This window comes from Acididesulfobacillus acetoxydans, assembly GCF_902729405.1.
Classification (GTDB): Bacteria; Bacillota; Desulfitobacteriia; order Desulfitobacteriales; family Desulfitobacteriaceae; genus Acididesulfobacillus; species Acididesulfobacillus acetoxydans.
This window is the reverse complement of record NZ_LR746496.1, coordinates 3,161,131-3,173,270: the sequence shown is the minus strand read 5'-3', so window position 1 is coordinate 3,173,270 and position 12,140 is coordinate 3,161,131. Positions and strand designations below refer to the sequence as shown.

At 55.1% G+C, this 12,140-nt stretch carries 9 protein-coding genes; 7 read left to right on the top strand and 2 right to left on the bottom strand.

What is annotated here, in order from left to right; genetic code table 11:
* Positions 1–64: 64 nt before the first annotated feature.
* Complete coding sequence (gene nagE / locus MNU25_RS14080; protein ID WP_240985645.1) at positions 65–1,459, bottom strand: N-acetylglucosamine-specific PTS transporter subunit IIBC; 1,395 nt, start codon at positions 1,457–1,459, stop codon at positions 65–67.
* A 542-nt stretch (positions 1,460–2,001) separates the two neighbouring features.
* Here nagE and MNU25_RS14075 point away from each other — a divergent pair.
* The 6 genes from MNU25_RS14075 to MNU25_RS14050 all read left to right on the top strand — a co-directional run bounded on the left by MNU25_RS14075 (position 2,002) and on the right by MNU25_RS14050 (position 8,387).
* On the top strand, positions 2,002–2,853 hold the full coding sequence (locus tag MNU25_RS14075) for a PRD domain-containing protein (RefSeq protein ID WP_240985644.1): 852 nt from the start codon (positions 2,002–2,004) through the stop codon (positions 2,851–2,853).
* A gap of 236 nt (positions 2,854–3,089) precedes the next feature.
* Complete coding sequence (locus tag MNU25_RS14070) at positions 3,090–3,569, top strand: PTS sugar transporter subunit IIA (RefSeq protein ID WP_240985643.1); 480 nt, start codon at positions 3,090–3,092, stop codon at positions 3,567–3,569.
* Positions 3,570–3,763: 194 nt separating this feature from the next.
* Positions 3,764–4,981 (top strand): N-acetylglucosamine-6-phosphate deacetylase, encoded by a 1,218-nt coding sequence (gene nagA / locus MNU25_RS14065; protein WP_240985642.1) that lies wholly within the window; start codon positions 3,764–3,766, stop codon positions 4,979–4,981.
* 150 nt (positions 4,982–5,131) lie between these two features.
* Positions 5,132–5,845 carry a glucosamine-6-phosphate deaminase gene (gene nagB, locus MNU25_RS14060; protein WP_240985641.1) on the top strand — a complete coding sequence of 238 codons (714 nt, stop codon included), beginning with the start codon at positions 5,132–5,134 and terminating at the stop codon, positions 5,843–5,845.
* 15 nt (positions 5,846–5,860) lie between these two features.
* Entirely contained in the window at positions 5,861–6,130 is a 270-nt protein-coding gene (locus MNU25_RS14055) for an HPr family phosphocarrier protein (RefSeq protein ID WP_240985640.1), read from the top strand.
* Between the two features lie 523 nt (positions 6,131–6,653).
* Positions 6,654–8,387, top strand: coding sequence for a cell wall-binding repeat-containing protein (locus MNU25_RS14050; RefSeq protein WP_240985639.1), 1,734 nt, complete (start codon positions 6,654–6,656; stop codon positions 8,385–8,387).
* Between the two features lie 27 nt (positions 8,388–8,414).
* On the opposite strand, the gene MNU25_RS14045 is transcribed toward MNU25_RS14050, so the two are convergent.
* Positions 8,415–8,702 carry a DUF4491 family protein gene (locus MNU25_RS14045; RefSeq protein ID WP_240985638.1) on the bottom strand — a complete coding sequence of 96 codons (288 nt, stop codon included), beginning with the start codon at positions 8,700–8,702 and terminating at the stop codon, positions 8,415–8,417.
* A 382-nt stretch (positions 8,703–9,084) separates the two neighbouring features.
* Between MNU25_RS14045 and polA the strand changes: the two genes are divergently transcribed.
* Positions 9,085–12,060: a DNA polymerase I gene (gene polA, locus MNU25_RS14040; RefSeq protein WP_240985637.1), complete on the top strand. Its 2,976-nt coding sequence runs from the start codon at positions 9,085–9,087 to the stop codon at positions 12,058–12,060.
* The last annotated feature ends 80 nt before the right edge of the window (positions 12,061–12,140 follow it).

Genomic DNA, 12,140 nt, shown 5'->3' with positions numbered 1-12,140 from the left:
AACTGGGCCGATGTGTCATGCCCTAGGTGGTTGGGATTATGAGGCGGGTCATTAGGTGCGGGCTCTACTTTTTCATGAGGGATTTGATGTGGGTCACCAGTGGATCGGCGACCGTGCCGACGACGATCTGGAAGTTATTGCCGCCCATTTTCATGATACCCGTGGCGCCGATTTGCTTGAGGCGGTTCTCGTCAATTTTATTTGGATCCTTGACGGTCAGCCTGATCCGAGTGACACAGGCATCGATGACGTTAATGTTTTCCTTGTCACCGATGGCTGCCAGGATGTCCCCGGCCCGGCCGGCGAGTTCGCTGTTGCCCAATCCTGACAGGGTCACGGATTCTTCGTCATCTACGCGTCCGGGAGTGGGCAAGTCGAATTTTTTAATAAAGAAGACAAAGAGGAAATAGTAAATCGCACCGTAGAGTAAGCCGATCGGAATCAACAGATAGGGCTTGGTCGAGATGCCCCAATTCAGTACGTAGTCGATCAGACCCGCTGAGAAGCCGAAGCCGGCGTGGATCCCCAAGGCCGTGCACAAAGCAAGGGAGGTGCCGGTGAGAAAGGCGTGAATGAGGTAGAGCCCCGGCGCCAGGAACATGAAAGAAAACTCGATGGGTTCCGTAATGCCAGTGAGGAAGGAAGTAAAGGCAATACCGAGCAGCATTCCTGTGACAGCTTTGCGGTTTTCCTTTTTGGCGGTTGTAATCATGGCCAGAGCGGCCGCTGGGAGGCCAAACATCATGATGGGGAAGAATCCGGTCATGAAGGTTCCGGCCGTGGGATCGTGCGCAAAAAAGCGGGTGAGATCCCCGGTCACGACTTTGCCGGCCGGTGTCGTAAAGGTGCCAAATTGGAACCAAACGAGGGAATTAATAACGTGATGAAGGCCAAAAGGCAGGAGCAGACGGTTCAAGAGTCCGAAGAAGAAGGCCCCGATGGTGCCGGAAGAGGCGATGGTATTGCCGACGGCGTTGATTCCGTTTTGCACCAGGGGCCAAACGTAGCCCATGATCACACCCAGAATCAAGGTTGTCAGAGAGGTTAGGATCGGAACAAAACGTTTTCCCCCGAAGAAGCCGAGAAAGTCCGGCAACTTAGTCGCTTTAAAACGATTGTAGAGGTAACCTGACAGAATGCCTACCAAGATACCGGCTAAGACCCCCATGTCGATGGTCTTGTTAAAAGTCACGGCCACTTTTGTCAGGACAAAGTACCCGACGGTGGCGGCGAGCCCCGCGACGCCATTGTTGTCTTCGGCCAGACCAATCGCGATGCCTATGGCAAAGATTAGGGCCAAATTACCGAAAATGGCGTTCCCGGCTTCACTCATCCAGGGAAGATTGAAGACATCGGGTTGTCCGAGCCGAAGCAGCAGGGCGGCCGCAGGCAATACGGCGACAGGGGTCATTAACGCTTTGCCCAGTCTTTGAGCGTTTGCCAAAGCTTTGTTAGCCATAAATCTCCCTCCCATTTTTCATCATAATCATGACTTATATTAATTCGGTTTCGTACGCCAACCAAATTAATAACAGCGGAAAAACAGACACGAACGGAGACAGGGCGGAGAAAAGAACATTGGTGTGAAAAAAGAGAACTGTCGGGAAAAAAAACCAAGGTGAAAAAAATAATTTGAAAAGAAGAATAATTTGCAGAAGCAAAAACAGCGGTACTAAAAGAAAGCGACGGTGCTAAAAGAAAATAGCGGTGCTAAAAGAAAGCAAAAGCAGTGGTCCCGAGGGAAAAAGACTGAGGCGCAAAAAAACAAAATGAGCCGAGCAGGGAAAAATTTAACTTTCCCAGCTCATGCCCATTGCGGTAACACGCTGTAGTGTGCTATAAAGAATATTGACTTATGTCTGCATTATAACTTTATTCCTTGGGGCTGTCAACCGGACCGGACTGTTTTGGCCTGCTTTTGACCAAGAGGCTCCGGATTCAGTCAGGCCGGTACCCTGCGAGTCGAACCTTGAGAATTAGAACGGTGGGAAGAATATGGGAATGCCAGACAAATATACGGTGCATAAAGCGTTTAACAATAACGTCCTCTGGGTTACGGACGGTCAGCAGGAGAAAGTCCTCCTGGGCAAAGGGATAGGTTTCGGCCTGCGTGCAGGCGATGCTTTCCAGGACGGCGCCTTAATCGAGAAGGTTTTTACCCTGGAGGACGAGAACAGGCAGAAGTTCTCGGAGCTTATCACTCAAGTGGATGCCAAGACGGTGGGCCTGTGTGAAGAGGTCATTTTCATGTTCAGCCGTGAACTCAACGAAGAGCTTGATCAAAAGATCCACGTGTCATTGACGGATCACATTGCTTTTGCCCTGCATAGGCTCAGGCAGCATGACGAAATCGTCAATCCTTTTCTCATCGAAACTGAGACACTTTATCCCCGGGAATATGCCCTCGCGCTTAAAGCGGCCGCCATTTTAGAAAAGGGGACCGCTGTCCGGATCCCGGATGGCGAGATCGGGTTCATTGCTCTGCACATTCACTCCGCGCGTAACCAGGGCAAACTATCCAACACGATTAAATACGCTTTTCTGGCAAACTCCATCTGCGAGCTGGTGGAGGATAAACTGGGTCTGGAGATTGACAAGACTTCGTTGGATTATGCCCGTTTCGTGACCCACATCCGCTTCACGGTGGAGAGGCTTCTTAAGGGAGCGCTCATCAAGAACAGGCTGCTGAAAAGCATAAAACGGGAATATAAAGAGTCTTACGCTATTGCCAAAAAAGTAGCGGTTCTGCTGGAAGAAACGATTGGGAAGAAGGTGGTCCCCGATGAAGTCGGGTACATTGCTGTGCATATCGAAAAACTGAGGGATGCCGAGAGAAGGGTAGGGGGCAAATGAGAAATTTGCGGGAGCAAGGAGAGGAATTTATGGGAGCAAGGAGAGGGATTTACGGGAGCAAGGAGAGGATAAGCTATAAGCTAAATGAGCAGGTGCTCTTTATGCGTGTTGACAGATGGTGCCGGGGTTACTATACTAGAAGCATCGACGTGTCACTGTTAAGACAGGCACGAGTTGCAAAAACTCGTGCTTTTTAGTTTTTGTAATACACGACGGATTACAACGGAGGAATGAAAATGTTGAATATCTTCAAGAAACCTTACGAACTTGTGGCTCCGGTCAGCGGCAAGCTTTTGCAGCTCGCACAGGTACCGGACCCGGTGTTTGCCCAAAAAATGGCGGGAGACGGGATCGCGATTGAGGCAGAGGGAGACATCGTCCTGGCTCCGGCAGACGGTAAGCTGAGCTTTATTTTCCGCACAAATCACGCTTTTGGCATGGTTTTGGGCAATGGCTTGGAAATACTTGTTCACGTCGGCATGGACACCGTCACACTTAATGGCGAGGGCTTTGAAAGATTGGCCGAGGAGGGGGTCACGCTGCGAGCGGGAGATCCGGTTCTCAAAATACAGCGGAAGACTTTGACCGAGAAAGGAATGTCTTTCGTCACTCCGGTGGTCATATCCAATGCCGATAAAGTAGCTGAGATGCGACCGGGTGACCGACCTGTTGTTGAAGCCGGCAGGGATGTGGTCCTCAGATACCGGCTCAAGTAGACGGCTTGGGCATTTTTGGCTGAAGCAGAGGCCTTCTGCTTAATGTCCTTGGAGGAGACGCGGGATTACTTCGGCAAGTTTCGGTATAGCCTGGGGACGAACGGTCGGTTCTATACAGGCGGTCTGCAGATAGTTTTTGCACAGCCCGCTATTTGCCTAAGAGGTTGAGTTTATGATGAGCCGGAGGCGCGGAAATGAAGAACATGAAAATCGGTGGTGCGCGATTGGTTTTGCCGGATGGGGTTTACCCGGACGGCGAGGTTTGGTTTTCCGGAGGGAAAATTGACCGGGTCCTGCGCTCGAGGGCACCTGGCCCGAGTCCCGAGGTCGAGTGGGATCTGAATGGTGACTTTTTGGTTCCGGGTTTAATCGATACCCATGTGCACGGGGCCGGCGGTTTTGATACGATGGACGGGACCACCGCCGCGTTGGATGCTGTTCGCGGCGCTCTCCTCCGAGAGGGCACGACCGCTTTTTTGGCGACAACCATGTCGGCAGCTCCGGGGGAGATTCTGCAAGTGCTCTCAGAATTGAGGGCGCGTTTCGCGGCGAACGCCGGGGCGGGCCGTGCCGGGGAAAATTTCTGCCGTGCAGAGGACCGAGCGACGGCGGGGGCGGAGTTCCTGGGGGTTCACCTGGAAGGGCCGTTTTTGTCTCCGAATTATAAGGGAGCTCAGGCGGCAGAGGGAATTTGGCCGGAAGATTCGGTCGGAGCGGCCGATTTTGTGCGGCGGATTGTGCATGACTATCCCGGACTGGTGCGCATCCTAACTTTAGCGCCTGAACGGCCCGATGCCCGGGAACTGATAGAGGCTTGCAGGGATGGCGGAATCCTTCCGTCCGCCGGCCACACGTCCGCTTCTTATGACAAGATGCTGGAGGCTGCGGGTTGGGGCCTGGCCCGGGTAACGCACGCTTTCAACGCCATGCCCGGAATTCATCACCGGGAGCCCGGTCTTTTGACGGCCTCCCTGATGGATGACAGAATCTCGCTTGAGCTCATAGCGGACGGCGTTCACATCCACCCCAGTATTCTTCAACTGGTATTGCGTCTTAAGGCGGACGAAAGTGTGGTCCTGGTGTCGGATGGAACCCGTGCGGTGGGGATGCCGGATGGGGAGTATGAACTGGGGGGGCAGCGGACCTTCGTTCAGCGCGGAGTGGCCCGTTTGGCAGACGGCACTATCGCAGGCAGTGCCTTTCCCTTGCTCCAGGGCTTGCGGGTTTTGAGGGCGGCGCATTATCCCGTGCATTTGGCCGTGCGGGCAGCTACTCTCAATCCGGCTAGGATGTTGGGAGTGGATAGTAGGCTGGGAAGCCTGTCAGTGGGCAAAGAAGCCACTTTCCTGCGCCTGTCGTCCGAATTTGACCTCCGTCAAGTCTGGCTGCGCGGAGAGCCGGTGTTCGATTAAACTGAGGAGAGACAGCGAGTGTGATGAGAAAGATAGGGGTAAAGACGGAGCAAGTATTCGATCAGAGCGTGTAGAGACGGGTTGCCGGACGGCGCAGATGTCGGACGGACTTTACGGCTGAGAGGATGAAAACGAAGGAGGCGGCAGAACGTGGAAATTATCACGGTTAGAGACAATCAGGCTTTGGGGCAGACGGCGGCGCGTTGGGTTGCCCGGGAAATTCTCACGTCGCCCGATTCCGTGCTGGGGCTGCCCACGGGCGGAACTCCGGTCGGGATGTATCACTATCTGGTCCGGCTGTTTCAGGAAGGTTTGGTGAGCTTTGGGGCGGTACGGGCATTTAATCTGGACGAGTATGTGGGCTTGCTGCCCAGCCATCCCCAGAGTTACGCAGCCTTCATGCGGGAGCATTTTTGGGGTAAAGTCGACCTGGCGCCTGAGGCGGCGGAAATCCCGAGAGGTGACCGGACCGACCTGGCCGCGGAGTGCCGGCGCTACGATCAGGCGATTGAGCGTGCGGGGGGCATTGATGTGCAGGTGCTCGGCCTGGGGCTGAACGGGCACATTGGGTTCAACGAACCCTCGCATAACTTGGAGGTGCGGACGCACGTGGTGGACCTTACCCCGGCTACGATACAGGCGAATGCGCGTTTTTTTAACAGGGAGGCCGAGGTCCCGCGTCAGGCCATAACAATGGGTATCGGAACAATCATGCAGGCTAGGCGCATTCTTTTGTTGGTCAGCGGGGATGCGAAAGCCGATATCTTGCGTAAGGTGCTCTACGGCCCGGTGGGTACGGAGGTACCGGCGAGCATTTTGCAGTTGCACGGCGATCTGACTGTGTTGACCGACATAAAACTATAAGGGGGCCGACTTCTCATGGAAAGAGAAATCATTATAAAGAACAGGTCGGGACTGCATGCGCGTCCGGCGGCTAAGCTGGTAGCTTTCGCCAAGGATTTCGCGGAGAAGATTACGCTGAGCAAAGGGGAAAGATCTGCCCCCGCCACAAGTCTCTTGGCAATTCTCGGACTCGGGATCAGCCAGGGCGACAGGGTTCAGGTTACCGTCGAAGGCGATAAGGCGGAGCAGGTTCTGGATAGGTTTGCTCAGTTTGCGGAGCAGCTGGCTCAAGAGGAGGCCAATTGATCCAAAAGGCCAAGCCGGAAGGGCAGTGAAACCGGCGCTCGTTTAAACAGCGGCTGTAGATACACAAAAACGGCTTCTTAACGCAACAGCGTAAGGAGGCCGTTTCTTATTGTCACGATAAAGCTAAGCAGGGTACCCTTATCAAAGAAGTACAGCGAAATCAAGCAGGATGATAATGCAACTTGGGAGGAAGTCGAATTATTGCTGCACTCGTCGGATGTTCTGTGCGGATCATATAAGGTTAGGCTGTTTTGCCTGGGTAGTTTGTGATAAGCTAATTTCAGCAGAGGAAATACTGATAGGAAATGCCGGGCCCGGGTCACAGTTACATTTACAGTAATGGTCGTCAGATGGCAGGGGCCTTCCTAATGAGTCTTTGAAAGGCCTATCCGGCTGCGGGGGCAAAGGACAGCGGTATTTAGGTATCGAATGTTTGGCGCTGTATGTTAGAATTAGAGTGTTGATGAACAGGGTGGAGGATAGAGCAGTGGGAGTGTCCAGAAAAGGAAACCGTTCTCATCGGGTGAAGTTAGTTTTTTTGGCGGTGCTCCTGGTGAGCGTCGCCGCTTTTGCGGGTTCGATCCGGTTGGGGGCGGTACCGGCTAAACTGAACGATGTGGCTTTGGGCGATTCTTTAGCGGCCGGGTATGCGCCCAATGGCACTCTGGGTAAAGGCTATGCCGATTATGTGGCAGATGATCTGCGAGCCGCGGGGCTTTTGGCTCAGTTTGATAAACGCTACGCCGTGCCGGGCTTTACAACTCAGGATCAGTTGCAAGAGCTGCGAGAGAACAAGCATGTGGATCTGCCGGGAAACCGGGATTCACTCGGCATCCAAAAACGCCTGTCCCAGGCGGATTTGGTGACCCTGGATATCGGAGCCAACGATCTTCTGGACACGCTCCGCATTGATTGGCAGCAAGGAACCGTGTCTGTGGATCCGGACACGGTCAAGCGGGTGACAGCCCAAGTAGAAGATAATGTAAAGAAGATCCTGAGACAAATTAAGACCTTGGCCCCGCGGGCTCAGGTCTGCCTGCTGGGGTATTATAATCCCTTTTGGGGTTTGCCGCAGGGGGAGCAAGCACCGCTCAGAGCGGCTCTGGCCCGGCTCAATAGTGCTTTAAGTACGGCGGCCTCCTCGGAGGGGGTGACATTCGTGTCCACGGAGGGGGCTATTGCCGCGGATCCGCAAAGATATTTGCCCGATCTCTTTGACATTCATCCCAACGCGGCAGGCTATCGTCTACTGGGGAAATTGGTTTGGCACGCAATGCAAGCTAAGCTCCCCGGGAAGGTTTGGCCGGGTCGGCAGGTGGCTGAGAATCTGGGCGATAACGGTATGAGAATCGGGGGGACGGATCGCTTTGCCACGGCGGGGCTGATCGCGCAAGCCACTTATCCCGGCCGGGTTCCGGCGGTGATTCTGGCTGCCGGTGACAATTGGCCCGATGCTCTTACCGGCTCTGTCCTGAGTCATAAATACCATGCCCCTATCCTGTTGGTGGGTAAGGGTCCGGCGCAGGCACAACCCGCCTTGAACTACATCGGGGCGCATTTGGCGAAATCCGGGTCGGTCTATATCCTGGGGGGGACGTCCGCGGTGGGGCCGGAGGCAGAGAGGGAACTGGCGAGATCCGGCATACCGCAAGCTGACATTATCAGACTGGGTGGGTCGGATCGGACGGCTACGGCTTTAAAGATCGATGAGAATCTCAATCCTTCCGGCGGAGGTATGGCCTTTGTGGTCACGAACGCCGGCTATGCCGATGCGCTGACAGTCGCGGCTTACGCCGCCGCCCAGGGCTGTCCGATTTTGCCGGTGCCTTCGGACTCCCTCCCCGGGCCAGTTCGGGATTATCTGGCGGCCCTTAAACCGGCGAAGATAATCATAGTCGGGGGAGAAGGAGCCGTCAGTGCGGAGGTGGCTCAAGAGCTTAAGACTTTGGCGGGGACGGTGGTGCGATATGGGGGCACCGATCGTTACGCCACGAGCCGGGCTTTGCTTACGGCCCTCTATCCGGATTCTCCGGGAGGGGTGTGTCTCGTTACAGGCCGCAATTATCCGGACGCTCTGGCAGGTTCTGCCTATGCCGGATTCTGGGATGAGCCCCTCGTACTCCTGCCGGACAGACTGGACCGGGACACGAGGAATTTCTTACATAAATTTCAGGGCCTGCCCTACACAATCTTCGGAGGCGCGGGAGCGGTAAGCCGTCAAAATGCCGTTCTGGTGCAGGCTGAGTTGGAGGGCTAAGTGGCAAGGACGAGTTGGTTTCTCCGGTCATTCTCTTTTCTTTGGATTGCTCGGAAACCAGCCCTTTTTGACGCGTTCTTCCTGTTCTTTCAATTCCTTAATGCTCCAGAGACAGGTGAACCCGATGACACCAAAAATTGCGGAGCCCGTTTCGCTGTGGATGAACAGGGAAGCGCCGAGCAGCAGCACTCCGATTAGGAGAAAGATTGGCCAGATTCGTTTCGAAAAATAATACTCGCTTTTGATCACGATGGGGTGGAATGCTCCAATAATGACAAAGACCATGAGTCCAATCAGGACACCCTTAAAATTCACGTGTGCACCTCCGATAAACCTTCGATAAACCGGAACCCTTAATCGATTGATTGTTCAGTGCCGGATGTCCGGGCTTCGCCTGTCCCATCCCTTGCATAGGTAGTTCAAGACCTGTTTACCCATTTTACATTAATGAGGACCAACAGTCTAATCTCTGCCGATGGCTTTCGTTAGAGTGTCGATGCCCGGATGTCCGGGGCTTCCCGGTGGTCGATAAGCCGGCAAAGATTGCACTTCAGCGCTTCTTGCGGTAAAATGGCAGGGGAAAAAGGAAACGGAACTACTCATCTCGAATTGGATGAGTTTTTTTCTATGCTAAGGTCTGAGTGGTAGAGAAAAAACCGTACTGCCTGGGTGGTTGGAGAAGAAAGGGGGGGCACAGATGCCCCGAATCGTGATTCTGGACGGGAACAGTTTAGCCAATCGGGCTTTTTATGCGCTGCCGATGTTGACGGCCGCCGACGGGCGGCCCACGAATGTCCTGCACGGCTTCTTGACAATGCTGTTTAGGCTGCAGCAGGAGCAGGTACCGGACTACTGGGTGGTTGCCTTTGACAAGACGAAAGCAACCGTGAGGATCGAACAATATGCCGCTTACAAAGCGCAGAGGAAAGCGACTCCGGAAGCGTTGAGGCCGCAGTTTGGGTTTCTGAAAGAAATTTTAGGAGTCTTAGCCGTGCCGATCCTGGAATATGCCGGGTATGAGGCGGATGACCTGATCGCGACGGTGACAGCCGGGGCTGAGGAGAGGGGCTGGGAGACCCTGATTTACACGGGCGACCGGGACGCTTTGCAGCTCGTTTCTCCCAGGACCACGGTCTTTCTGACCAAAAAAGGGATCAGCGAGGTGGAGGCTTATGATGAGTCCGCCCTGTGGGAACGATATGAATTGCGCCCGTCCCAGATCATCGATCTCAAAGGTCTGATGGGTGATGCCTCAGACAACATTCCGGGGGTTCCCGGCATAGGGGAAAAGACGGCCCTGAAATTGTTGTGGCAGTTCGGCAGTGTGGAAGAAACCCTAAACGGGTGCGCTCAGGTATCCGGCAAGAAACTCCGGCAAAGTCTGGAGGACTATGCGGAGCAGGCGTTGCTCAGCAAAAAACTGGCCACTATGTTAAAAGACGTTCCTGTGGAATTCTCCCTGGATGAGTTCGTTTACCGGCAGCCTCCGTATGACCGGGCCTTAAAAGTTCTCCATGACTACGATCTGCGCAGTGTGGCCCGCCTTTTCGCCGGCCGCTATGGCGGTGCGGCCGGGGCCGGGAGCGGAGCCGGGTCGGTTGCGGGGTCCGCGGACCGGCAGCAAACGCACCGTACGAACCCGGCGGCGGATAGCGGGATCGTGACGGAGGGAGGGTTCGGGCCCGCAGGAGGGGCGTTGCCGGAGGCCGGGCCGGTGCCCAAAGGAGGAATGGCTCCGGAGCAGGAGCCGGTGCCCGCAAGAGGTTCGGTGCCGGCCTTCGGGGCCGCGGCAGAACCGCTATCGCCGGAACCGGCGGGGATAAGGCCGGGAGAAGAAGGGATACCTGCCGCGGAACGGCCAACGGGGCCGGGAGAAGGCCGCGAAGACGGCTGGGGAGAACACGGTGAAGAAAGCCGGGGAGAACGCCGCGAAGAACACCGGGTAGAACACCGCGAACAATACCCTCAAGAATGGCCGGAGACTCCCCTGGGCGACAAGGAATGGCTGGAGATATTTCAGACCTGGGCGGAGACGGGGGCCGTTCTCAGCCTGGCTTATCGTTTTGCGGGGGCGAGTCCGCATTGGGGACAGTGGCAGGCATGGGCCATAGCCGCGGCGGGCCGGACCTACCGGTTGGAAAAAGGGAAAGTCTCCTCCCGGGTGGAGGCGGCCTGGTCTGAGCTTTTGCGGGATGCGGCGGTGGAGAAAGTCGTCGTCGATTACAAGGCCCTGTCGTCCCTTTTGCAGCAAGAAGGGAATGCGCTTCAAGGCCTGAGAATAGACCTCAGCTTGGGGGCTTATCTTCTCAATTCCGCACGGACGAAGTTCACTCCGCTGGATTTGGTGCGCGATTACTTTCCTCAGACTGAGCCGTTTGCGGATTTGAGCGGAGAAGCGGCTGCCCTGGCTCAGATTTGGGCTAAGATGGAGGAGGAACTGAAACACTGGGAACTTTGGGCTTTGCTTAAAGAAGTGGAGGAGCCCCTGAGCCCTGTCCTGGCCCGGATGGAGCGGACCGGGCTTCGCGTAGACCTGCCGCAGTTGGAATCATTTGGCCGGGAACTGCGGGGTGCTTTGAAAAGTCTGGAACAGGAGATCTATGAGCAGGCGGGTGAGCATTTCAACATTAATTCCACCCAGCAGCTGGGTAAGATCTTATTTGAAAAAATGGGTCTGCCGCCGGCTAAAAAGACCAAAACGGGATATTCGACCGATGCGGAGACTTTGGAAGAACTCCGGGCGGCTCATCCTTTGATCGGAAAGATTCTGGATTACCGACAGTTAAACAAGCTCATGTCTACGTATGTCAACGGGCTTTCGGCTCAGGTCCGGGACGGTTTGATTCACACGACTTTTCAACAGACAGTGACGGCTACCGGCCGGCTGTCCAGCACGGAGCCCAATCTGCAGAACATCCCGGTGCGTTTGGAATATGGGCGCAGGTTGAGACGGGTTTTTGAGCCCGGGGAGAGAGGATGGGTCCTCCTGTCGGCAGATTATTCACAGATTGAACTGCGCATTTTGGCCCACTATTCCCAGGACCCGCTGTTGTGCGAGTCGTTTGCTCTGGGGCAGGATGTTCATACCCGGACCGCGGCCGAGGTTTTCGGTCTGCCTTGGCAGGAGGTGACACCGGAGCTGCGGCGCCGGGCGAAAGCGGTTAATTTCGGCTTGGTGTACGGTTTAACGGATTTCGGTCTGGCTCGGGACTTGGGTATTCCCCGCTCTGAAGCCAAATACTATATTGAGCAGTATTTTGCCCGTTACCACGGAGTCAAGGAATATTTGGAAGGGGTTGTGGCTAAGGCGAAAGAGGAAGGCCAGGTGCGGACCCTTCTCAAACGCCTGCGGCGCATTCCCGAACTCTATCATCCAAGCCGCACTCAGCGCCGGTTCGGGGAGCGCATTGCCATGAATACGCCGGTACAGGGGACGGCGGCGGATATTATGAAGCTGGCTATGATTGGGGTGGCTGAACGGCTGCGGGAGTACCGGGCCGATTTGCTGCTCCAGGTCCATGATGAACTCCTGGTCCAGGTGGCTCCGGAAGAATTGGCCGAAGTGAGCGGGATCCTGAAAGAAGAAATGGAGAATGCTTTGCCCCTCTCGGTTCCCCTCACGGTCGAATGTAAATCCGGCCCCAACTGGTACGAGATGAAACCGTTGGATTAAATTGTCCCAAGCAGACGAGTAAATTGCCAAGTAAACGCCGGTGCGGAGAAAACGCCGGCAGGGAAAAAGAAAAAAGACAA

Excerpts from the sequence above, each read along its gene's own strand:
- nagE (WP_240985645.1), bottom strand. The coding sequence starts at position 1,459 with ATGGCTAACAAAGCTTTGGCAAACGCTCAAAGACTGGGCAAAGCGTTA.
- MNU25_RS14075 (WP_240985644.1), top strand. The coding sequence starts at position 2,002 with ATGCCAGACAAATATACGGTGCATAAAGCGTTTAACAATAACGTCCTC.
- MNU25_RS14070 (WP_240985643.1), top strand. The coding sequence starts at position 3,090 with ATGTTGAATATCTTCAAGAAACCTTACGAACTTGTGGCTCCGGTCAGC.
- nagA (WP_240985642.1), top strand. The coding sequence starts at position 3,764 with ATGAAGAACATGAAAATCGGTGGTGCGCGATTGGTTTTGCCGGATGGG.
- MNU25_RS14055 (WP_240985640.1), top strand. The coding sequence starts at position 5,861 with ATGGAAAGAGAAATCATTATAAAGAACAGGTCGGGACTGCATGCGCGT.
- polA (WP_240985637.1), top strand. The coding sequence starts at position 9,085 with ATGCCCCGAATCGTGATTCTGGACGGGAACAGTTTAGCCAATCGGGCT.